At 61.6% G+C, this 22,797-nt stretch carries 22 protein-coding genes; 6 read left to right on the top strand and 16 right to left on the bottom strand.

Translation table 11 applies throughout. The features are described from left to right. Positions 1-21: 21 nt before the first annotated feature. On the top strand, positions 22-936 hold the full coding sequence (locus PG899_RS04110; RefSeq protein ID WP_077096285.1) for an acyltransferase: 915 nt from the start codon (positions 22-24) through the stop codon (positions 934-936). Beyond that, entirely contained in the window at positions 930-1,886 is a 957-nt protein-coding gene (locus PG899_RS04105; RefSeq protein WP_024945523.1) for an acyltransferase, read from the top strand. The genes PG899_RS04110 and PG899_RS04105 overlap by 7 nt, the downstream gene beginning before the upstream one ends. On the opposite strand, the gene PG899_RS04100 is transcribed toward PG899_RS04105, so the two are convergent. Both PG899_RS04100 and PG899_RS04095 read right to left on the bottom strand, forming a co-directional pair. Further along, positions 1,832-2,317: a DUF523 domain-containing protein gene (locus PG899_RS04100; protein WP_077096283.1), complete on the bottom strand. Its 486-nt coding sequence runs from the start codon at positions 2,315-2,317 to the stop codon at positions 1,832-1,834. The two genes, PG899_RS04105 and PG899_RS04100, sit on opposite strands and share 55 nt — an antisense overlap. A 100-nt stretch (positions 2,318-2,417) precedes the next feature. After that, the gene (locus PG899_RS04095; protein WP_077096282.1) at positions 2,418-3,068 is read right to left on the bottom strand and encodes an NUDIX hydrolase; all 651 of its coding nucleotides are present in this window, start codon (positions 3,066-3,068) and stop codon (positions 2,418-2,420) included. Positions 3,069-3,143: 75 nt separating this feature from the next. Between PG899_RS04095 and PG899_RS04090 the strand changes: the two genes are divergently transcribed. Both PG899_RS04090 and pncB read left to right on the top strand, forming a co-directional pair. Then, on the top strand, positions 3,144-3,779 hold the full coding sequence (locus PG899_RS04090) for a nicotinamidase (RefSeq protein WP_077096281.1): 636 nt from the start codon (positions 3,144-3,146) through the stop codon (positions 3,777-3,779). Positions 3,780-3,880: 101 nt separating this feature from the next. Next, a complete protein-coding gene (gene pncB / locus PG899_RS04085; RefSeq protein WP_011707868.1) occupies positions 3,881-5,059 on the top strand; it encodes a nicotinate phosphoribosyltransferase in 1,179 nt (392 codons plus the stop codon). 74 nt (positions 5,060-5,133) lie between these two features. On the opposite strand, the gene PG899_RS04080 is transcribed toward pncB, so the two are convergent. The 9 genes from PG899_RS04080 to rph all read right to left on the bottom strand — a co-directional run bounded on the left by PG899_RS04080 (position 5,134) and on the right by rph (position 14,641). Beyond that, positions 5,134-5,742 carry a thiol:disulfide interchange protein DsbA/DsbL gene (locus PG899_RS04080; protein ID WP_043126077.1) on the bottom strand — a complete coding sequence of 203 codons (609 nt, stop codon included), beginning with the start codon at positions 5,740-5,742 and terminating at the stop codon, positions 5,134-5,136. 137 nt (positions 5,743-5,879) lie between these two features. Next, positions 5,880-6,869, bottom strand: a complete 990-nt coding sequence (locus tag PG899_RS04075) for a serine/threonine protein kinase (RefSeq protein ID WP_017409685.1) — start codon at positions 6,867-6,869, stop codon at positions 5,880-5,882. A gap of 91 nt (positions 6,870-6,960) precedes the next feature. Further along, positions 6,961-8,409, bottom strand: coding sequence for a cytochrome c oxidase accessory protein CcoG (ccoG, locus tag PG899_RS04070; RefSeq protein WP_016352365.1), 1,449 nt, complete (start codon positions 8,407-8,409; stop codon positions 6,961-6,963). 199 nt (positions 8,410-8,608) lie between these two features. Continuing rightward, positions 8,609-8,872 carry a YihD family protein gene (locus PG899_RS04065; RefSeq protein WP_026457260.1) on the bottom strand — a complete coding sequence of 88 codons (264 nt, stop codon included), beginning with the start codon at positions 8,870-8,872 and terminating at the stop codon, positions 8,609-8,611. Positions 8,873-8,902: 30 nt separating this feature from the next. After that, positions 8,903-10,057: a GGDEF domain-containing protein gene (locus PG899_RS04060; protein ID WP_179101420.1), complete on the bottom strand. Its 1,155-nt coding sequence runs from the start codon at positions 10,055-10,057 to the stop codon at positions 8,903-8,905. A 126-nt stretch (positions 10,058-10,183) separates the two neighbouring features. Next, positions 10,184-10,573 (bottom strand): Cu(I)-responsive transcriptional regulator, encoded by a 390-nt coding sequence (cueR, locus tag PG899_RS04055; protein WP_010635698.1) that lies wholly within the window; start codon positions 10,571-10,573, stop codon positions 10,184-10,186. A gap of 10 nt (positions 10,574-10,583) precedes the next feature. Then, the gene (locus PG899_RS04050; protein ID WP_190283828.1) at positions 10,584-13,016 is read right to left on the bottom strand and encodes a heavy metal translocating P-type ATPase; all 2,433 of its coding nucleotides are present in this window, start codon (positions 13,014-13,016) and stop codon (positions 10,584-10,586) included. Between the two features lie 180 nt (positions 13,017-13,196). Beyond that, the gene (gene pyrE, locus PG899_RS04045; RefSeq protein ID WP_077096279.1) at positions 13,197-13,850 is read right to left on the bottom strand and encodes an orotate phosphoribosyltransferase; all 654 of its coding nucleotides are present in this window, start codon (positions 13,848-13,850) and stop codon (positions 13,197-13,199) included. Positions 13,851-13,924: 74 nt separating this feature from the next. Then, on the bottom strand, positions 13,925-14,641 hold the full coding sequence (gene rph, locus PG899_RS04040; protein WP_024945517.1) for a ribonuclease PH: 717 nt from the start codon (positions 14,639-14,641) through the stop codon (positions 13,925-13,927). 146 nt (positions 14,642-14,787) lie between these two features. Between rph and PG899_RS04035 the strand changes: the two genes are divergently transcribed. Continuing rightward, positions 14,788-15,651: a YicC/YloC family endoribonuclease gene (locus tag PG899_RS04035; RefSeq protein ID WP_011707879.1), complete on the top strand. Its 864-nt coding sequence runs from the start codon at positions 14,788-14,790 to the stop codon at positions 15,649-15,651. Positions 15,652-15,817: 166 nt separating this feature from the next. Continuing rightward, on the top strand, positions 15,818-16,885 hold the full coding sequence (locus PG899_RS04030) for a glycosyltransferase family 9 protein (protein WP_077096278.1): 1,068 nt from the start codon (positions 15,818-15,820) through the stop codon (positions 16,883-16,885). On the opposite strand, the gene PG899_RS04025 is transcribed toward PG899_RS04030, so the two are convergent. From PG899_RS04025 to PG899_RS04005, 5 genes are all read right to left on the bottom strand, one after another. Continuing rightward, positions 16,821-17,933: a glycosyltransferase family 9 protein gene (locus PG899_RS04025; RefSeq protein WP_077096277.1), complete on the bottom strand. Its 1,113-nt coding sequence runs from the start codon at positions 17,931-17,933 to the stop codon at positions 16,821-16,823. The two genes, PG899_RS04030 and PG899_RS04025, sit on opposite strands and share 65 nt — an antisense overlap. Before the next feature lie 55 nt (positions 17,934-17,988). Then, positions 17,989-19,017: a glycosyltransferase family 9 protein gene (locus PG899_RS04020; RefSeq protein ID WP_179101419.1), complete on the bottom strand. Its 1,029-nt coding sequence runs from the start codon at positions 19,015-19,017 to the stop codon at positions 17,989-17,991. A gap of 82 nt (positions 19,018-19,099) precedes the next feature. Further along, the gene (locus PG899_RS04015; RefSeq protein WP_077096276.1) at positions 19,100-19,765 is read right to left on the bottom strand and encodes a glycosyltransferase family 25 protein; all 666 of its coding nucleotides are present in this window, start codon (positions 19,763-19,765) and stop codon (positions 19,100-19,102) included. After that, a complete protein-coding gene (locus PG899_RS04010; RefSeq protein WP_077096309.1) occupies positions 19,762-20,976 on the bottom strand; it encodes an O-antigen ligase family protein in 1,215 nt (404 codons plus the stop codon). Before PG899_RS04010 ends, PG899_RS04015 begins: the two co-directional genes overlap by 4 nt. Before the next feature lie 3 nt (positions 20,977-20,979). Then, on the bottom strand, positions 20,980-22,743 hold the full coding sequence (locus tag PG899_RS04005) for a polysaccharide deacetylase family protein (RefSeq protein WP_179101418.1): 1,764 nt from the start codon (positions 22,741-22,743) through the stop codon (positions 20,980-20,982). Positions 22,744-22,797 lie beyond the last annotated feature (54 nt).

Raw genomic sequence — 22,797 nt, 5'->3', positions numbered from 1 at the left:
ACAGCAAGACGGACCCGACCCATGCCCAACAAGCTGATTGAGCGACTGCGCGGCAGCCTCTCGACCCTGCTCTATTTTCTCAACACCCTGTTCTGGTTTATCCCCATCCTCACGCTGGGCCTGCTCAAGCTGTTGCTGCCCTTCAAGGGCTGGCGCCCCCTCTGCAACGCGCTGCTGGATGGCAGTGCCGGCTGCTGGATCGGTTTCAACAACCTGATCCAGAAAACCATCATCAGAACCCCTTTCGATGTGGTCGGAGTGGACAAAGGGCGCCGGAATGAGTGGTATATGGTGATTGCCAACCATCAATCCTGGGTCGACATACTGGTACTGCAGCGGATTTTTAATCAAAAAATCCCCTTCCTGAAGTTTTTCCTCAAGAAAGAACTGATTTGGGTACCTTTTCTCGGTCTGGCCTGGTGGGCGCTGGATTTCCCCTTCATGCGGCGATATTCGCGCAAGTTGCTGGAAAAGAAGCCGCATCTGAAGGGAAAAGACATAGAGACCACGCGCCAGGCATGTGCCAAGTTCCGCCATATTCCGGTGAGTGTGATGAACTTCGTGGAGGGCACCCGCTTCACCGCCCGCAAACACGACAAACAGGCAGCACCCTATCGCCACCTGCTGCACCCGCGGGCTGGCGGCATCGCCTTCACCCTGGCGGCCATGGGTGATCAGCTGCACAAGCTGGTGGATGTGACCATCGCCTATCCGGACGGCATCCCCAGTTACTGGGACTTCATGTGCGGTCGGGTCAAGGAGATCAAGGTTCGAGTCCGCTTTTTGCCGATCGAACGCAATCTGGTGGGGGATTACTTCAATGACCCCGAGTTCCAACAAGAGTTTCAACAGTGGCTGAACGGGATCTGGCACGAGAAAGACCAGACCCTGGACCAGCTGCTGGCGGACAAGACGCCCTCAACGACGCCATGCTAACCCTGCTCCCGGGTCCGCTGGTGCTGCTCATCAGCGCCGGCCTGACCATACTGTTTACCGCCCTGTGCGCCAGCCTGATCCTGCTGGTGTCACTGGCCAAGCTGCTGCTGCCGATCCCGGCCTTTGGCCGTGCCTGCAGTCGCCTCAACAACCGTTTCATGCGCCTGTGGCTGGCCTGCAACGCCCTGGTGATCCGCCTCACCACCCGCATCGACTGGCAGGTGGAGGACGACACCCGGCTGCGCAAGGATGGCTGGTATCTGATCATCAGCAACCACATGAGCTGGACCGATATCGTGGTGCTGGGTCATCTGTTTCGCGACCGACTGCCGGTGCCTAAGTTCTTCATGAAGCACGAGCTCATCTACATCCCGCTGCTGGGGCTGGCCTGCTGGGGGCTCGACATGCCCTTTATGCGTCGCTACTCACGGGAGTTTTTGCTGAGGAACCCGCACCTGCGGGGCAAGGACATCGAAACCACCCGCAACGCCTGCGAGAAGTTTCGCCACATCCCCACCACTGTCATCAACTTCGTGGAGGGGACCCGCTTCACCGAGGCGAAGCGCGACGCCTCCCGCTCCCGTTACCAGCACCTGATGTCGCCCAAGGCGGCAGGGCTGGCCTTCACCCTGGCGGCCATGGGAGAGCAGTTCGACAGCCTGATCAACGTCACCATCAGCTACCCGGATAACCCCGAAACCCCCTTCAAGGATTTCCTGATGGGACGGATGAAGCGCATCCGGGTACGGATCGAGGAGCTGCCGGTGGATGAGCAGCTGGTGGGGGATTATTTCAACGACAAGCAGTTCAAACGCGGCTTCCAGCAGTGGCTGAACCAGCGCTGGCAGGAGAAGGACGCCGTGCTGGCGCAGTGGCAGGCAGCCGATGCGGCGGCTCAGGCCGAGCCGCAGGCAGCCAAGGCGAGTGCCGAGGCCAGCTCGGGCAGCTGATCCTCGCTGAACACCCGGATGCCGTGGCAGCGCAGCAGGGCCGTGGTCATGCCCTCGCCCGACACAGAGACACCCTCGAAGCGGCCGTTGTAGATGCGGCCGCTGCCGCAGGAGGGGCTCCCCTCCTTCAGCAGGGCGAAGCGAATGCCCTGAGCCTGGCAGAGTTGCAGCGCCAGCCGGGCGCCGTGATCGAACTCGGCCGTCACATCCAGTCCACCCTCGGTCACCACCCGCTCGCCTTGCCGTTCGGCAGGCAGGCGCGGGGTCGGCAGACCGCCCGCCACCTCGGGGCAAAACGCCAGCGCTCGCCCTTCAGCCCCCAGCTCGCGCAGCCAGTCGCTGACAATGCCCTTGCTCTGACCGTCGTAGCGCACCGGCTGACCCAGCAAGCAGGCGCTGACCAGCACCTTGTGCACGCTGGTCTCACTCATGCTTTGCTCCCCCGCTGGCTAGAACCTGGGCCATCGTAGCGCAACGAACATGGGCCCAGCAGGCAGGCACTCACCAATACCTTGTGCACGCCTGCGCCACTCATGCTTCCGCTCCGTTCATCACCTGATCGAACATCACGCAGCAGGGGCTCTCCATCCGGTAGAGGATGGCGGGGCGCTGCTTGCCGGTACGCTTGCGGCCGGTATCCACCAGGATGCCGGCGCGGTGGATCCGCTTGCGAAAGGCCGCCGTGTTCATCGGCGTCTGCAGGATGATCTCGAAGGCCCGTTGCACCTCGGAGAGGGTGAACTCGGCCCCCAGCAGTTGCAGCGGCAAGGTGCTGTAGCGGCTCTTGATCCGCAGCCGCTCCAGCCCCCGGGCGATCAGCTGGGTGTGGTCGAAGGCGAGGCTGAGCCCCGGCAGGTCACAGAGCGGGTGCCAGCAGCCGTGCACGGCCTCGACCTCGGAGTCCACCAGACAGAGATAGACCAGGGTGGTGGACCAGCCACGGGGATCCCGCTCCAGGTTGCCGAGGGTGCAGACCTGCTCGCTGTAGCAGTGACCCAGCCCCCACTCGGTCAGCAGGCGATGGCGAGCCGCGTCCAGATCCCGATCCCGGGTCTCGTCGATGCGCAGCGCCGGCAGTTGCCAGCAGTGGGCAAAGGGCGGGCGATCACGGGTCTCAAGCAGCAGCTCGAGCCCCTCCTCGTTCAACCGCAGCACCACCATATCCAGACTCATTCTCAACATGCCGATCGCCCTGCTCGCCTTCGATTAATGTTTGGTAGATAATATCACACGAATAGTATGTGCAGGAGCCACTCCATGGGAACCGTCGCCAGCCTGGATATTGATGCGCAGAAGGGCTTTACCCCCCTCTGCCCGAACGAACTGCCCGTCACGGGCGGGGATGATATTGTGGCTGCGCTCAACGCTCAGGCCACCCTCGCCAGCCTGCGGATCGGCAGCAAGGATTCGCATCCCGCCAACGCCGCCTGGGCTGTCAGCGATCCCGCCGGCATGTTGCTGCCGCTGGACTTGCCCAATGCCGACCTCACCTGGCCGGTGCACTGCGTGCCGGGTACCCGCGGTTTCGAACTGCTCGACGGCCTGCCAGCCCCGGTCGATTACGACTTCTTCGTCTGGAAGGGGGTCGAGCCGGATCTGCACCCCTACGGCACCTGCTTCCACGATCTGGCCGAGCGCCGCAGCACCGGACTCATCGAGTTTCTGCACGCCCGCGGCGTCACTACCGTGCTGGCCGGCGGCCTTGCCACCGACTACTGCGTCAAGACCAGCGTGCTACAGCTGCGCCGCGCCGGCTTCCGGGTGATCGTCCATCTCGATGCCTGTCGTGGTATCGCCCCCGAGACAGTTGCCAGCGCCCACACCCAGATGATCGAGGCCGGCGCCGAACTCGCCCAGAGCCTGATCGATGTACAACGCCTGCTGGACGCCTGATATGCCCCTCATTCTCATCAGCCTGCCCGATACCGGCGTCTGCAATCTACAAAAGCGGCAGGGGAGCGCTCTTGCGTTCACCCGCCTGCGGGGAGTCTGATATGCCACCCATACTCAACAGCCTGCTCGATACAGATGCTTACAAGCTGCACATGCAGCAGGCGGTGTTCCATCGCTATCCGGATGCCGAGGTGGTGGCCGAGTTCCACAGCCGCAACGAAGAGGATCTGCTGCCCATGATGGGCCAGATCGAGGAGCAGCTGCACCTCGCCGGCTCGCTGCGGCTGACCAGGCCCGAGCTCAACTTCCTGGCCGAGCGCCCCTTCTTTACCGCCGATTACCTCGACCACCTGCGCCGCAAGCCGCTGGATGCCTCCCTGCTCAAGGTGTTCGAGCAGGACGGCCGCATCAACGTGCGGGTCGAGGGCCCCTGGCAGGACGTGATCCTGTGGGAGATCCCGGTGCTCGCCATCATCAGCGAGATGCGCAACCGCTTCCGCTATCCCCAGTTCGGTGTCACTCAGGCGCTGGAGCGGCTCGATCAGAAGATCGACAAGCTGGAGCGGGAGCTGAGCCGGGAAGAGATGAACGAATTCAACCTCATCGACTTCGGTACCCGGCGCCGTTTCTCCCTCGCGGTGCAGGATGCGGTGGTGGGTCGTCTCAAGGAGCGGCTGCCGGCGTTTCGCGGCACCAGCAACTACCTGCTGGCCCAGAAATACGGCCTGCCGGCAGTGGGCACCCAGGCCCACGAGTGGTTCCAGGCCCACCAGCAGCTCGGCTTCCCGCTCGAGCACAGCCAGCGGGCCGCCCTCACCAGCTGGCTGGATGAGTTCACCAATCACCTCGGCATCGCGCTCACCGACTGCATCACCATGGATGCCTTCCTGCGCGACTTCGACTTCGAGCTGGCCAGCCGCTACCAGGGCTTGCGCCACGACTCCGGCGATCCCGTGGTGTGGGGCGAGAAGGCCATCAGCCACTATCAGCGGCTCGGCATCGATCCCACCGAGAAGACGCTGGTGTTCTCCGATGGCCTCAACCTCGACAAGGCGGTCGAGTTGTTCCGCCACTTCCGTGGTCGCATCAACACCAGCTTCGGCATCGGCACCAAGCTCACCTGCGATCTGCCCGGCGTCAGCCCGATGAACATCGTCTTCAAGCTGATGGAGTGCAACGGCGGCCCGGTCGCCAAGATCTCCGACAGCCCCGGCAAGACCCTGTGCCGGGATGCGGACTTCATCCGCAACCTCAAGCAGGCGTTCCACGTCGGGGTCTGACTTCGGCCAATCTGAGGCAAACAAAAAGCCCGCCGGTTTGCACCGGCGGGCTTTTTTCATCGGGTCTGGCGGGATCAGTCTTTCTTGGCCAGCAGGAATTTCACCAGCTGGTTGAACTGTTCCTGGGAAGTAATGGATTCGATCTTCACCATGTACTTGCCGTTGACCAGGAAGGCCGGCACACCGCGGATATTGTAGCTCTCGGTGTTACGGTCAAACTGGGAGACCATGCCGGAGACGGCGAAGCTGTCGACGGCACCGTCGAACTCCTCGGCCGGCACGCCGTTGTCCACGAAGATCTGCTTCACGTCGGTACGGCTCTGCGGGTACTGACGCTGGGTGTGGATCTTGTCAAAGATGGCCGGGGTCAGCTTGCCTTCAACGTTCAGCAGGCTGGCAACGGCGTAGGCACGCTGCATCTCCGGACCCATCTCGCGGCCCAGGAAGGCCACCGGGTTTTTCTTCATCGGCACGCCTTCCGGCAGGTTCTTCTTCAGATCCTCGGCAATCGGCTCGAACTTGGCGCAGTGGGGGCAGTAGTAGGAGAAGAACTCCAGCACTTCCGGTTGGGCGCTACCGGTCTGTTTGACCACATCGTAGTTGACGCCTTCCTTGAATTCGGGGGCGGCGTGAACCATGGGGATCATCAGCATGGCAGCAAGGAAAAATAGTACTTTTTTCATGACGTTTCCTGTTAAGGGATCACTGTGAGGCACGCCCGGCGAACCGAAGCAGTGCCAAGCCTATTGCGTCACCACTGCGCAGTCAATGGTCAAGCTGGGTGCGCGAGTCCCGTCTGCCGCCCGCTCTCTTTCCCTCATCACCAGCCAGGCGTCAGCGTCAGGGGCGGTGCCTTGAGCGCTTCCAGCTGGTCGTGCAGGGTCGCGATCTGCTGGCGCCAGTAGTGATCGGTGTTGAACCAGGGGAAGTGGCGCGGGAAGGCGGGGTCTTCCCAGCGCCGGGCCAGCCAGGCCATGTAGTGAACGATGCGCATGGCCCGCAGCGGCTCGATCAGCGCCAGTTCGCGCGGGTCGAACTCCATGAATTCTTCATAGCCCGCCAACAGGGTATCGAGCTGGATCAGCTGCTCGTGCCGCTCGCCGCTCAGCATCATCCAGAGATCCTGGATGGCGGGGCCGCTGCGACAGTCATCGAGATCGACGAACATGGGGCCGTCGCGCCAGAGGATGTTGCCCGGGTGGCAGTCGCCATGCAGGGAGATCTGGGCCACGTCCAGGGTCATGGCGTCACTGACATGCTTGATCAGCTCGTCCAGTACCCCGAAGAAGGACTTGGCCAGCCCGCTCGGCAGCCACTCGCCGGACGCCAGCAGCTGACGCGGTTCGTGCAGCATGCTCTCCACATCGAGCCGGACTCTGTGGTGGAAGGGACGGCTGGCACCTATCTGGTGGATGCGGCCAAGGTAGCGCCCCACCCACTCCAGCTGGTCGAGGTTGTCCACCTCGAACTGGCGGCCCCCCACGCTCTGCCAGATGGCGAAGGGGTAGCCCTGATGCTCCAGCAGGGTCTCACCGGCAAAGGCGATGGGAGCGGCAACCGGGATCTCCGCCTCATTGAGGCGGGCGGCGAAGTCGTGCTCTTCGAGGATCTGTGCCCGGCTCCAGCGACCGGGACGGTAGAACTTCACCACGTAGCGGCGACGATCTTCATCCTGAAACTGGTAGACCCGGTTTTCGTAGCTGTTGAGTTCGATGAGACCGGAGTCGATACGCAGGCCGCTGAGGTCCAGCGCATCCATGATGAGATCGGGATTGAGGTCGGAATAGTTGAAACGCATGTCATCCACCATGAGAAAGGGGCGCCGTTGCGCCCCATTCTATCACTACTGCTTATCATTGCCGCGCCCGATGACCGGCTAAAACCGGCCATGGTGGCGACGGTCACAGCCGGCTGATGAACTTGCTGGGCTGGCGCAGGATCCCCTTGCTGTCGTCTGCGGCCGCCCCTTCGCGTTTCAGCACGAAGCGGATGTCCAGGGTCGGCTTCTTCAGATTGAAGGGGTCGACCGCTACGCTCACCGGCAGGGTGAAGATCTCGCCCGCCTTCAAGGTCACCTCGCGCGGGCCGAACCATTCGTGCTCCGGCAGCCCCTCCACATCCAGCTGATAGGTCTGGGGATGCAGGGTCTTGTTGAGGATCTTGAGGGTGTAGGTGTTCTCGATGAGCCCCTCGCTGTTCTCGCGGAACAGCTGGTTGCGATCCCGCAGGATATCGAGCCCCATCGGCATGATGGACATGGCGTTGTAGACGAACACCCCCAGCATCACCGCCATCACCAGGCCATAGCCAATCAGCTTGGGCCGCGCCACGTGGGTGGAGTCGTTGGCCAGCTTGTGCTCGGTAGTGTAGCTGATGAGCCCCTTCGGATAGCCCATCCGCTCCATGGTCTGATCGCAGGCATCGACGCAGGCACCGCAGTTGATGCACTCGTATTGCAGGCCGTCGCGGATGTCGATGCCGGTCGGGCAGACCTGCACGCAGAGGTCGCAGTCGATGCAGTCCCCCAGCCCCAGCGCCTTGGGATCGGCCTTGCGGGCACGGGCACCACGGGTCTCACCGCGCTTGGCGTCATAGCCGACGATGAAGGTGTCCTTGTCGAACATGGCGGACTGGAAGCGAGCATACGGGCACATGTGAATGCACATGATGGCGCGCATCCAGCCGGCGTTGCCGTAGGTACAGGCGGCGAACAGCACCACCCAGAAGATGACCCAGCCACTGGCCTGCAGGGTGAAGAAGTCCGGCACCAGCTGGAACACATCCTGGAAGTAGGCGACGAAGGTGAGGCCGGTACCCAGCGACAGCAGGATCCAGGCCAGATGCTTGGCCCCCTTGCGGGCCAGCTTCTCGGCGTTCCAGGGCGAGGCGTCCAGCTTGCGGCGCTTGTTGGCCGCCCCTTCCAGCTTCTCTTCGAACCAGATGAACATGAAGGTCCACACCGTCTGCGGGCAGAGATAGCCACACCAGACCCGACCGAGGAAGGTGGTCACGAAGAAGAGCCCGAAGGCGGCAATCATGAAGATCCAGGCCAGCAGGGTCAGGTCCTGCGGCCAGATGGTGGCACCGAAGATGTGGAACTGCTGGTGACCGATATCGAACAGCACGGCCTGGCGACCGTCATAGCGCAACCAGGGAATGGCGACGAAGAGCACCACGAAGAACCAGCCCATGGCCTTGCGCACCCGCTGCCAGTAGCCGGTCTGGGCCCTCACGTAGATGCGGTTGCCGGGATTGAACCTGTCATCGCTCGCTTTGAAGGTATTGGGGTTGTATGTCCCCGTTACATCGCCGGTGACATCCTTGATATCGATCTTGTCCTGGTCGGCCATTGCAACACTTCGCTCCACTCATTAATTGTTATGGAGCGGATTATATCTTAAACAGCCTGCTAATTGTGTGGGTAAAATGTATCTAATGTTCGAGTGGCGTCGCAATTTCAAGCAACAAAAAAGACGTATCGCCAGTTGACGAAACGCCTTTTTGAGAGATTCTTTTGAACACCAATAAAGGCTCCAGCTGGAGCAATCTTTACTTGATACCGCGGGCCTTGAGCAGGGCTTCCTTGAAGTCGGGCACGTGGTCCTTGGCCAGGCCGGGGATCATCGCCTGCTTGTCGGATTCCCGCATCTTGAGGTGATAGATCAGCATGTCGTCGGTCAGCTCGGACAGAGGACCTTCAAATCCCGCTTCCTTGGCCAGTTTGGCAACAAACTGCACCAGGCTGAGATCCTGTTCCTTGATCCAGGCAGGCTGCAACAACTCCAGCAGCTCTTCGATACGATGACATTGCATAGACGACCTCTTTAATCTGTCTTGTGAAACTCAGGCAACCTTACCCATCAAGGCTACTTCGATACGATCCCGCCCATTATGCTTGGCCTGGTAGAGGGCCGCATCCGCTTTTTGAATCAGTTCGCTGATGGAGAGGCTCTGATCCGGCACCAGGGTCGCCACCCCGAAGCTGCAACTGACCCGGCCGGAGACCAGGGATTTCTGATGGGGAATGCTCAAATCCTTCAGCGCCACCCGCACGTTCTCGGCGATCTGCAGCGCCCCCTGCATGCTGGTACAGGGCAGCAGCAGGGCGAACTCCTCCCCGCCGTAACGGGCGGCGAGATCGTCCTCGCGCCGCTGCACCTCGGCCAGCAGACCCGCCACCTGCTGCAGACACTCGTCCCCCAGCTGATGGCCATAGAGGTCGTTGAATTGCTTGAAGTAGTCCACATCCACCAGCACCAGCGACAGCGGCGCCCGGGCCCGGTGACAGCGACGCCAGGCGCGCTCGAGGCAGTAGTCGAGGTGGGCCCGGTTGGCGATGCCGGTCAGCCCGTCCAAGCGGGAGGTAAGCTTGAGGTGCTCGGAGACCGCCTTCAGCTCGGCCACCAGATCGGCGTTGGAGAAACGGTGATAAAGCGAGGCCACCTTATCCCGCCGCAGGCGGCGCAGCAGGGTCGGCAGGAAGACGAACAGGTAGCCCGCCAGCATGCAGGAGACGATCCGCTCCTGCTCGTTGCCCGCCCCCAGCTCGAACAGCATGGCCAGCCCGAGCGGCAAGACGGCGCCGTAAAGCGAGCGGCGGCTGCCGAACAGCATGATGGCGCTGCCGGTGAGGATGAGGCTGGAGAGCATCATCATGGCGGCACGATAGGTGTCGGGCAGCTTGTCCATGTAGAGCAGCACACCCAGCGCCCAAATGATGGAGGTGATGGTCACCCCGATGAAGAGCTCACGCTCCAGCACCGGCAGCGGGATCTGCGCCAGCCTGGGCTGACGCCAGCGCAGGTGCCAGCCTCGGCAGATCAGCAGCAGCAACACCCCGGCCAGCCAGCCGAGCGCCTCGGCGGCGGGCAGGTAGTCGTGGAACAGCAGGCTCCAGCCAAGCGCCAGCAGACCCAGGCAAGGCAGGCTGAATGAGGCGTGGGTATAGAGCTGGGCCATGATGGCCTGCTTCACCTGACGTGTCACACTCTGGGTCAACTGCGTACTCCCTGTACAAGAGCCGCACAGTCTACCACTACCCCTTCGGAGCCAACAATAAACCGTCCGTTATTAAGCGGTTAGTCAGTCGATGATGCCAGGCCTCAGCCTGCCGGCAGAGGCGGCTCAGCCGCGCTCCAGCTCGTCGAGGATCGGGCACTCGGGGTTTTCATCCCCGTGGCAGCAGCCGACCAGCCCCTCGAGGGAGCTGAGCATGGCCTGCAAGCCGGCGATGCGGGCGCGCAGATCGACGATCTTCTCCTGTGCCAGCTTCTTTACCTGAGCGCTGGTTCTGTGCTCGTCCCGATAGAGCGCCAGCAGCTCCTGGCACTCCTCCAGATTGAAGCCGGTCTCCCGCGCCCGCTTGACGAAGCGCAGCTCGCGCAGCGCCCCCTCGGTGTAACTGCGGTAGCCGTTGTCGCTGCGGACCGGCGCCGAGATGAGGCCGATGCTCTCGTAGTAGCGAATGGTCTTGGCGGTCAGTCCCGTCGCCTTGGCTACCTTGCTGATGTTCATGGATGACTCCTTAACGGTTCGATTCTGTGCTGACATTGTGGCTGACCTGGGCAAGTGCCCGCGGCTGCCAGCGTTTCAATAACAGGGAATTGCTCAAAACGGTGATGCTGCTCAGGGCCATGGCCGCCCCCGCCAACTCGGGGCTGAGATAACCCAGCGCCGCCAGCGGAATGCCGATGATGTTGAACACGAAGGCCCAGAACAGGTTCTGCTGGATGGTGCGCCAGGTGGCTGCCGAGATGTCGATGGCATCGGCCACCAGCCGCGGGTCAGACCGCATCAGGGTGATGGAGGCGGTCTCCATCGCCACGTCCGAGCCGGAGCCCATGGCGATGCCGACATCCGCCGCCGCCAGCGCCGGGGCATCGTTCACCCCGTCCCCCACCATGGCCACCAGCCCGCGAGTTTGCGCCCGCAGCGCCTCCACTTTCTCCACCTTGCCGGCCGGCAGCACCGAGTCGAAGGCCCCGTCCAGCCCCAGCTTGGCGGCAATATGGGCCACCGGCGCCGGCGCATCACCGCTCACCAGCCAGCTGGCGATGCCGCGCTGGCGCAGGGTGGCGATGGCATCCGGGCTCTCGGGGCGCAGGGTATCGGCCAGTGCGGCTATGCCGGCCACCACCCCGTCGATGGCCACCCAGACCCGGGTCGCGCCGTCGGCGGCTTGTTCATCCTGTTGTGGTACCTCAATGCCGAGCTGAACCAGCAAAGAGCCATTGCCGATGGCGACCATGTGACCGGCGACCTGACCGACAATACCGGCCCCGACCCGCACCTCCACCGCCTCCGGCTGGGGCAGCGTAGCCTCCTTGCCGACTGCCTCGCGCATGGCCAGCGCCAGCGGGTGTTCGCTCGCCTGCTGCAGAGCGGCGGCGAGACGCAGTTGCTCGTCGTTGCCGCTCCAGCTGGCCAGTACCGGCCGGCCCTGGGTCAGGGTGCCGGTCTTGTCGAAGATCAGCGCCTTGATGGCATGGGCCTTTTGCAGGGTATCGACATCCTTGATCAGAATGCCGTGGCGCGCCGCCACCCCGGTACCGGTGACGATGGCCGCCGGCGTCGCCAGCCCCAGCGCACAGGGACAGGCAATCACCAGCACGGCCACCGCCGCCAGCAGCGCCTGACCGAAGTCGTTGCTGATGGCGTACCACACCAGCAGGGTGAACAGGGCAATGGCCATCACCACCGGCACGAACACGGCGGAGACCTTGTCCACCAGCTGTTGCAGCGGCGCCTTGCCCATCTGGGCGTTCTCCACCAGTGCGATGATCTTGCTGAGGCTGGAATCCTCTCCCACCGTAGTAGCTTCGATCTCCAGCACGCCGGAGCGGTTGATGGCACCGCCCAGCACCTTGTCACCCTCGCCACGGGGCACCGGCAGGCTCTCGCCGGTGAGGATCGACTCATCCAGCTCGCTGGCGCCGCTCACGATTCTGCCATCCACCGGCACCCGCTCACCCACCAGCACCCGCAGCCGATCGCCGCGCAGCACCTCGTCGATGGCGACGCTCTGCCAGCTCTCGCCACGCCAGACGGTGGCCGTTTCCGGCCGCAGCGCCATCAGTTCGCGAATGGCGGACTGGGTACTGCGTCTGGCCCTGGCTTCCAGCAACTTGCCGAGGGAAATCAGGGTAATGATGATGGCGCTTGCCTCGAAATAGAGCTGGCCGCTGGCGGCCATCCCCAGGTTGAGCAGCAGATAGAGGCTGTAGAAGTAGGCCGCACTGGTACCGGTCGCCACCAGCACATCCATGTTGGCGGAGCGGTTCTTGATGGCGAGCCAGGCACCGCGATAGAAACGGGCGCCGATCCAGAACTGCACCGGGGTGGCGAGCACCAGCTCCAGCCAGGCGGGCAGATGCCAGGGCAGCAGACCGGCCATGGCCAGCATGCCCGCCAGCAGCGGCAGGGTCAGCAGGGCCGAGACGATGACCCGGGTTTGCGCCTGACGGGCGCTGGCGGCCTCCTGCGCTTCCCGCTCCAGCAACTGCTGGCGGCGGCCGCTGGCTGAGCCCTGCGCCAGTTGGGCGCCAAAGCCGAGCGCTTCGATCTGCTCGCGCAGGCCAGCGGGCGTCTGCATCCCGGGTACCAGCACGATACGGGCCTGCTCGATGGAGAAGTTGACGTCGGCAGAGATGACGCCGGGCAGCGCCGCCAGCATCTTGTTCAGGCGGGCCGAGCAACCGGCACAGGTCATGCCGGTGATCTGAAACAGTATGGTCTCACTGCCGTAGTCGTAACCCTGCGCCTTGATGCTCTCCAGCACCGCCGGCAAATGATCTGGGCTGGCAAGGTCGATGGTGGCTTGCTCCAGTGCGAAGTTGACGGTCGCCTCGACCCCTTCCAGCTTGTTGAGGGCGGTCGTGATGCGGCCGGCGCAGTTGGCGCAGCTCATGCCGCTGAGCGGCAACTGCAGATGAATGGGTGATTGAAGATGAGTGGTCATGTTGTTCCTCCCCGGAACCAGTCGGCCAGAATGAGCGCCGACCAACAAACCCTAACCTTTACTGTAAGGGTAAGCTCAAGCCACATGATCCACTTTTTGCGGATGAAAAAAACGGCGCCCGTTTGCTACCAGAGAGCCAACGGGCGCCGCCTTCAACTATTGCGCGGTGTGAACTGCGACTCAGATACCGTACTGGGCGCGGTAAGCCTTCATGGCGGCCAGTTGCGCTGCCAGCTCCGGCTGCTCGGCCTGCTTCTCTTCCAGATAGGCAATCAGGTCGCTCATCTGAATGATGGCGATGATGTGGGCGCCGTAGTCACGCTCCACTTCCTGAATAGCGGAGAGCTCGCCCTTGCCCTTCTCCTGACGGTCCAGCGCGATCAGTACGCCAGCCAGGGAGGCACCGTTGGCCTGGATCAGATCCATGGATTCGCGGATGGCGGTACCGGCAGTGATGACGTCGTCCACCAGCATGATGCGCCCCTTGAGCGGGCTGCCCACCAGATTGCCGCCCTCGCCGTGATCCTTGGCCTCCTTCCGGTTGAAGCACCAGGGCACGTCCACGTCGTACTGCTCCACCAGCTGCACCGCGGTGGCGGAAGCGATGGGGATCCCCTTGTAGGCCGGGCCAAACAACACGTCGAACGCGATGCCGGCATCCATCAGGGCGGCGGCATAGAAGCGGCCGAGACGGGCCAGATCGCGGCCGCTGTTGAACAGGCCGGCGTTGAAGAAGTAGGGGCTTTTACGACCGGATTTCAGGGTAAATTCACCGAATTTGAGGACCTGCTTCTCCAGGGCGAACTCGATAAATTGACGCTGGTAGGCTTTCATTCTGGCTCCTTGCTTGGCTTGTCGTTTACTTTCGTGGGGTATAAAAAAACGCGGTCAATGCCGCGTTTTTAAAATTATGAAAGCGACTGCTTCTGCAGCGCAATGATGTCGGCGATGCCGCCCTTGGCGAGCGCCAGCATCTCCAGCAGCTCTTCATGGGTGAAGGGCTCGGCCTCCGCGGTGCCCTGCACCTCGATGATGCGACCATCCTCGGTCATCACCACGTTCATGTCGGTCTCGGCGGCGGAGTCTTCGATGTACTCCAGATCGCAGATGGCTTCCCCTTCATACATACCGACGGAGACGGCGGCGATCATCTGTTTGAGCGGGCTCTGCTTGAGCATGCCCTTCTCGACCATCCAGTTCAGCGCATCCACCAGCGCCACGCAGGCACCTGTGATGGCGGCGGTACGGGTGCCGCCATCGGCCTGCAGCACGTCGCAGTCAACTGTGATGGAGTGCTCGCCCAGCGCGGTCAGGTCTACCGCCGCGCGCAGGGAGCGGGCGATCAGCCGGGAGATCTCCAGGGTGCGGCCACTCTGCTTGCCGGAGGCCGCTTCGCGGTTCATCCGGGAGTGGGTGGAGCGCGGCAGCATGCCGTATTCGGCAGTGACCCAGCCCTGATTCTTCCCTTTCAGGAAGCGCGGCACGCTGGTGTCGACGCTGGCGGTGCAGAGCACGCGGGTGTTGCCGAATTCCACCAGCACGGACCCTTCAGCATGCTTGGTGAAGTGGCGGGTAATGGTGACCGGACGAAGCTGCGCGGCAGTGCGATCGCTGGGACGTGACATGGGACGGACCTCTGGGCTGGCTGAATTGGCGCAGGAGTATAAGTGATCCCAGCCCAAATATCAGCCGCTAAAACCACGCTGTCGGCTGACGGAGCAGGGCTGGCTGAGTATACTGGCCCCACACTTCATCAAGCCCGGAACAATCAATGATTCACAGCATGACCGCCTACGCCCGCAAGGAACTCAAGGGCGACTGGGGCACAGCCGTTTGGGAAATTCGTTCGGTCAACCAGCGCTATCTGGAGACCTACATTCGCCTGCCGGAACAACTGCGCAGCCTGGAGCCGGTTCTGCGTGAGCGCTTCCGCGCCAAGCTGCAGCGCGGCAAGGTGGAGTGCAACCTGCGCTTTGAGGCCGCCCAAGCCGCTGCCAGCCAGCTACACATCAATGAAGAGCTGGCCAAGCTGATCATCGACAGCGCCAACTGGGTGATGAAAGAGGCGGGCCAGGGCCAACTCAACCCGGTCGACGTGCTGCGCTGGCCGGGCGTGATGGCTGCCGCCGAGCAGGACATGGATGCGGTCGCCACCGAGCTGCTCGGCGGGTTTGACCTGACCATGGAAGATTTCCTCGCTTCCCGCGCCAGCGAAGGGGCCAACCTCAAGGCCCTGATCGAACAGCGTCTGGCGGGCATTCAGGTAGAAGTGAAGAAGGTGCGCGTGCACCTGCCGCAGATTATCGAGTGGCAGCGCCAGAAGCTCACCGACCGGCTGGCCGAAGCCAAGGTGGAGCTGGATCCGGCCCGCATCGAGCAGGAGATCGTGCTGCTGGCCCAGAAGATCGACGTAGCCGAAGAGCTGGATCGTCTGGAGATGCACATCAGCGAAACCAACAAGATCATGAAGAAGGGTGGCGCCTGTGGCCGTCGTCTCGACTTCATGATGCAGGAGTTCAACCGCGAGTCGAACACCCTCGGTTCCAAGTCGATCAACGCCGAAGTGACCCAGTCCGCCGTCGAGTTGAAGGTGCTCATCGAGCAGATGCGCGAGCAAATTCAGAACATCGAGTAATCGATACAAGAAGCCCGTCAACGACGGGCTTCTTTCATTTGACGACGCGCCCGGTTGGCGGCCTGCGCCAGATCGGATTTTCACGTTGCACCGACAGCATCTGACTCACTTGTGCGGTATGCTGTCACGCTGACGATCAACCATGACCTCTGTTGAGGCCTGCCTTATGAAATACCTTGTAGTTCAAACCAAACAGATAGGGGATGTGCTGATCTCCACCGCGCTGTGCAACAACCTCAAGCAGAATGACCCAAGCGGCGAGGTTCACTATCTGGTCATGGATTATTGCGCGGGTATGGCGCAGGGCAATCCCAATATCGATCGGCTCATCATCATCGAGAAGGCCAGGCGCAACCAGTGGCGCTACATGAAGGATCTGCTGCTGGCCATTCGCCGCGAGCGCTACGATGTGGTGGTCAACAGCCAGGGCCAGATGATCGGCCTGCTCAGCTGCCTCTTCTCCGGCGCCCGCCTGCGCATCGGGTTTGACTCCTTCCCCTGGCGGCTCGGCCACAACCGCATCGTGCGTTTTCGCAAGGACACCGAATTCCAGGGCAACAGCACCCTGGTTGACGATCGCTTCTCGCTGCTCAAGCCGCTCAAGCTGGCCAGCGAGGATCGCAACTACTACCTCTGGCTCAGTGAAGAAGAGAAACAACAAGGAAAGGATGCCCTGCTGGCCGCCGGCGTCGACCTGAGCCGCCCGCTGATCGCCATGGGCGTCAACTCGCTCGGGCACTACAAGCGCTGGCCCATCGACTGCTTTGCCAAGGTCGCCCAGTGGCTGATCGAGCAGCACGACGCCCAGATCCTGATCTACTGCGGGCCGGGGGAAGAGGAGTACAACCGCGGCCTGAAACCGCTGCTGCCCGCCGCCCTGCAAGCCAGCGTCTTCGACCACATCAAGACCCGCTCGGTACGGGAATTGGTGGGGCTATTCGCCCACTGCCGGCTGTTTGTCGGCAATGACACCGGCCCCCGCCACATGGCGCAGGCCATCGACCTGCCCCTGCTGACCATAGTGGCCCCGGGTGGCGACAAGATCATCGCCAACCCGGTCAACCATCCCCGTTATCAGGCCATCGATGTGTTCGATGCCAAGGGACCCGATTTCCAGCTGCCGCAAAACGCGGAAAAGGACTTCATCGACGAAGCCCTGCTGCGCGCCATCACGCCCGAGCTGGTGATTGAACGGCTGACAGCGCTGCCTGGTTGGCAAGCAGCCACGCCCTGAAGGTACGCTCGAACTCGGCCAGGTCGAGGGAGTTGATATCCTGCTCCCGGGTATTGGTCGAGAACAGCACGGTGGCTGACGGGGAGTTGGGGTGCCACTCCAGGAAGTTCTCGTTGCCGCCCCCTATGTCCGGGTTGTAGAGGCCAAGAATGGGCTTGTGCAGCCCGGCGGCGATGTGCACCGTCGCCGTGTCCACCGAGATCAGCCCCTGACACTGGCGCAGCTGGGCGAACAGCCCGGCCAGCGAGGGCGCATCCGGTGACAGCAGCAGGCGCTCCGGTCGGCTCAAGCCGGCCCGGATCCCGGTCACCTCCTCCTCCATACCCGGCGGATAGAGCAGGCAGATGGCGCAAGAGCCCGCCGCCAGCATCTGCTCAAGCATCTGGCTGATAAGCTCGGGCCGCAGGCGGCGAGAGCTGCCGCTGCCGTACGGGTTGAAACAGAGGACCGGCTCTGCCGGCCACCAGCTGGCCAGCGCATCGGGCGGGCTCATGGTCGGGACTATGTATTGCTGGTCCGGATTACTCACGCCGAGCCGCTGCAACAGCAGGGCGAACTTGTCGGAGAAGTGCATGCCGCTGGAAGCCTTGCCCAGCTTGAGGTTGACCGCCTGCAGGGCGTCGTCCATGCCGGCAACCCAATCCGCCCTCACCTGACTGATGAAGTAGATGTCCTTCATTTTTAGCATCTTGCCAAAGTGCACCAGACACTCCACCTCCCCCAGCGAGTGTGCCAGCCGCTTGAGCTGGCCATAACCCGGCCGCTTGGGCACCTCTATCACCTTGTCCATGCCGAAATGATCGCGAAACAGGGGAGCCATGGCAGCAGTCGTGACGATCCACACTTCCCGCTCCGGGCTGGCGCGCTTGATTTCGCGGGCCACCCAGGACGAGACGATCGCATCGCCAAGCTTGGCATCCCAGCGCAGCAACACTATTTTCCCCTTGCGCTCATGCAGCGGGGCCGGCCGCTTGCGATCGAACAGCAGCTGCCCCAGCTTGCGGCGAAGAATGTCACGCTGGAGTTGCAGATCGTTGATTAATGACATGAATCCACCAGAAGGGCCGTTGAGTTGGAAAAAGGATGATAACAGGCTGACGCGACTAGAGCGCCATCAGGGCATCGACCTGGCGGCTGATCTCCGCCGGTGACAGGGCCGCCAGATTGTCCGTGGTCGAGCGCAGGATGATATTGCGACCCGCCAGCGGAATGAACGCATCGCGCCAGCGCTCGTTGTTCATCAACACCAGGGTGGGCACCCCGAAGGAAGAGGAGATATGGATGATGGAGGTATCGGTCGAGATGACCCCTTGCGCATCCTTGATAATCTTGGCGGCATCGAGAATGGTGTCGGGAAACAGCACTCTCATGTCCTGCCTCGGGCACGCCACGGGCTGCCTGGAGAATACCAGGTAGGAGATCCCCTGATAGGTCGGCAACTGGGCCAGGATCTCGTCGATCTGCGCCTCCGTCATCGAGTTGCCAACCTGGCTGCCCGTCAGGTTGACCAGCAGATAGCGGCCATACGCGCTGGTATCGAGCTGCTCATTGCAGGGTGACGGTACTGTGGCCGGCACGCCAGCCGCATCACCTGCCACGCTGAGCATGCGATAGACGAAGTGATCCCGGACTGGGCGTGATGACACTATGGTCGCCTTCTGGTTGAACAGCGGCAGCAACTTCTGCTGCCCGTCGCTCTTGAAGCGCAGGGGCAGCGACTGCAAGCGCCCGTTGGCCAGCAACAGCAACTTGGCCATGGCGATATCGTCGGGCTCGTCAAACAGATTGATCACCAGGTCATACTGCCGTTGCCTGAGTTCACGCAGCTTGCACCACATGCTCGCCGGCCACAGGGTGTCGTTCAGGGTGATCACGTGACACTCATCGATCCCGACGACCGACGCCGCCAGCAGCTGGTTGCGCTGGCTGCACACCAGCTCGAGGCGCGCGGCGGGGTAGATCTCCCTGAGCCGGGCCATGGCGGGCAGGGTGAGAATGAAATCACCGATGGCGTCATAACCGACCACCAGTACCCGCTTCACCTTCGCCCCGGCGGGGCATGGGGCGGCGTCAGGCGCTCTGCCGATCAGCCATCTGGCAATGGAGTGGGTAAGCAACGTCTTGAGATTCATGGGTTATCCAGCATGTATGACCGGCAGCGTCGGCAAGGCTGACAGGGCTGCCAACCAACAGCCGCTGCCGGCACGCCCAGTGCTATTTCAGATAGTGGCCGTAGGCTCTGTCATCGATGGTGGTGGTGAACAGATCTACATCCAGACAGCAGGGTTCCACCCCGGAGGCAGACAGGCCATTGAGCTGCAAGCGGCCGGTCAGATAGTCGGAGGGCATCCGCAGCGGATAGGCGCACTGCAATAATTTTTTCGCCCCGGCCAGGGTCAGCACATACCCAGCGGTAGAGAGTACCCCTCGCTTGGAGGAGCGGCTGGGCGTCAGGTATCTGGCAAGCCGGTAGCCACCGGGCAGGGATGACAGGAATGGCCAGCGCTTGGCTTTGCCATGATGCAGGAAGACGATCTCGGACTGGCAGGAGTGTACTATCGTCTCGATGATCGCCTTGCTGTGCATGTGCAGGTAGATGTCATCCTCAAGCACCACGCAGCGCTCAATACCCTCGGCGACGATGCGCTCATAAACTCGGATATGGCTCATGGCGCAGCCAATCTCGCCAAAACTCAGTTCATGGCCACATACTTCTTTGGCCAGCTCCAGATCCACCTTGGCCAGCTCGGCACTGCTCAGCGCCTTCCCGTCGGTAGCATCAACAAACTCGAAATCTATGCCCAGATGCGCCATCTGCTGAACAACCATCGCCCGTCGCTCAACGCTGCGAGCCAAACTGATGACCAAAACCGGAATCATGACGTACAGGTATCCTTTTTAGACTCATGGGCAAACCAGATGAAAACCAGGCTGAGCGTGTACAGATAGAGCACCCCTTGATGCTCAAACGGCACATCGCTTAGGGAGTTAATGGCAAATGCGAGGGGAACCAGCACACCCGCCGAAATCCTGCTTATATTGTTCGCCGCCAGATAGAGCGGCAGACCAAGAAAGATCACCAGTGCAATAAATCCTATGCTGCCGCGGATCACCAGATTCTGCATATATTGGTTATGGGCATGGGCCAGCTCTGGGCTAAGAATCGATGGAGATAGCACCCCGCTCTCAGCCTGGCTTCGCTTCAGTGCATCAAACCCATTTGTCCCCACCCCGGCCAAGGGTGCATCCAAAAATCCTAGCCAAGCGCTCTGCCATGCCACAACGCGCAAGCCCCAAGATGAATCATATGAGCCTTCCTCTACCAACTTGAGATCCGACACGGCAGAGTGAACCCTGCTCTGTACCAGCTGATTGGTATGATAAATAACTCCAATTGAAGCCACGCAAAGCATGGCTACCGCAACATATTTCCACGGCTTGAAGTAGGCTTTGTAGCAGATGACGTAGGCAAGAATGACCCCGAAGGCGAGCCAGACCCCCCGGCTCTGGGAGAGATAAAGTGCAAACAGGGCTGCCATCAAACCAACCAGCCCCCACCCCCTCAACCATCCAGGCAGCCGTTCCTGCTGAAAGACGAACCAGTTGAGAATGACTAAGGTCAGCGCGGCCTGCGAAAAGAGAATGGCATTGGTAAAACCTTCCACCCTGGCAATGCCGTGTTGGTATTGCCAGATGCTGAGGATACCCAATCCCATCCCGCCCAGCACGATGGCCAGATAACCCAGCATCAACAGAATCGGCTTGCGCGGCATCATCAGCGCAAAGATGAGGACATAGAACAGCCCGCGCATGACTCCGTATTGATCACCGTGGATCAACCGGTTGACGAAGATCATGGCAGCATAGACCAGCAGCCCCCAGAGAATGCGACGATCTTTGAGCCCCACATCCCGTTGTTTGCCAACAAAGTAATTCAACAAACCGAATATACCGGTCACGGCCAGCAGATTGGATTGAATACTCTGGCCGAAAGGGGCCAGAAACAGGCCACAAAAAGAAAAGATGATGGTCAGCCCAAACAGGGCAGCGGTAATTCTATCTAACAATTCAATGCTTCTTTTACTGGGCATCAATCAAGATTTCCTGAACACATAGTTACCCCGGATTTTGCGCCACAGGCCAAAAACATCGGTACGCGGGAAAATGGCAATGCGGCGGATCCGAAAAGGGTCCTGGTGCATGGCTCTGGGCCCGCTGTTGGTGGCAACCGCAAAACGGTAGCCCGCCACCATCGCCTGCGCCTTGGCACTCTCATCCATATCGCCATAAGGGTAGGCGAACGACAGCAGAGAGTGGCCGAGCAGGGCTTCGAGTTGTCGTTTGTTCTCTTGGATTTCATGAGCTTGCTGCTCGGGTGCAAGCTTGCTCAACCTGGGGTGGGTCAGGGTATGCCCGCCGATCTCCACATGACCGGAGGCCGTCAGCGCCTTGAGCTGCTCGCCATTCATCAAGTCCACCCGGGTGTCCGGGTTGCTCGCATGCTCCACATCCCAGCGGTTATACCCTTCCCCCGTGACCACGTATACCACGGCTTTGTAACCATATTTTTCCAGCAGCGGCAGCATGCGAGTCAGGTTGTCCTGATAGCCGTCGTCGGCGGTGATCATCAGGTATTTCTTGCCGTACTGCAGCCGGTGAATGAAGCCCTTGTCCGCCAGATCGCGGAACGTCAGGGTCTCATAGCCGAGCCACTTCAGCAGGCGCAGGTGCTTCTCGAACATGGCGATCGGCATCCAGGTGCCGTGTACCCCCTTCTCGCTATCATGCTCGATGAAGCGGTGGTACATGATGACCGGCATCTCGCGGCGCAGGGTTTCGACCATCGCATCCTGATAGATGGATTCCAGGTCGGAGACCACTCCCGCCAAGCCATATTCGGCCTGAATGCGCTGACGAATTGTGTCTGAAACGGTGCAACTGGCCAGGGCCGGGGTAATCTGCGCTTTCAGTGCGGCAAAATCGATCGCCAGGTCCTGGGGGCCGATATCGCCGAAGTTGCTGGCCAGCGCTTCATCCAGATTGCGCTCGGTCACCAGCCCGATGGCCTTGGCCTCACCGATGGCAAAGGCGGGACGGCCGCACAGCAGGGCCTCCATCGCCACCCGACCGGCCCCGATCACCAGATCGCATTGCGCTATCAGCGCAGGGACATCCTCCACGTAGCCAACGAAATCGACCCGCTCCTGAAAACGCTGGAAACGCGCCGGCAGCTGGCTGCCGCTCACCACCTTCACCTGGCAGGCGTCCAGATCCAGCACCTCATCCAGCAACCTATAGCAGAGCTCACCTTTGGGGCCGCTCAGCCGGCCTACGATGGCGATCACCGGCCTGGCATTGGTCGGGGCAGGCACAGGCTGGAACTTGTCGGTTTCGATGCCATTGCGCAGCACCTGCACGATGGCCGGATCCACCCCCAGATTGTCGATGATCTGGTGGGCGATATCCTCACACACTGCCACCGCTCGAAAGCCGAGAGCATGGAAGGCCTTGCGGGAGGCATGCACCGGTTGGCGGCCGTGCACCGTGGTGATCATGGGGGTGCCGGTCAGCTTGCAGGCCACATAGCTGCTCCAACCGGAGGCGCGGGAGTGGGCATGCACCAGCTGGATATGATGCTTCTTGATCAGATAGATGAGGTAGAAGACGTGCCAGAAGCGGCGCAGAATGCTGCGCTTGTTGAATCGCAGCTTGAACACCTCACCCAGAGTGGGCTTGGTCAAGGTGTCCGATACGTAGAAAACCTGGTGGCCACGCCGGGTCAGTTCGTTACCGACCGTGGTGGCATAGACCTCAGCGCCCGTCACTTCGAGCTGGGAGAGTGCCATCAATATGTTCATTGCGTGGTTACCCGGTAGAAACTGAGAAAAACCGTGACAAACAACAGCGCCGGA

It is taken from the genome of Aeromonas sp. QDB39 (assembly GCF_027707585.1).
Classification (GTDB): domain Bacteria; phylum Pseudomonadota; class Gammaproteobacteria; order Enterobacterales; family Aeromonadaceae; genus Aeromonas; species Aeromonas hydrophila.
Note: the sequence above shows the minus strand (reverse complement) of the source record. Positions and strands in the feature narration are given on the sequence as shown.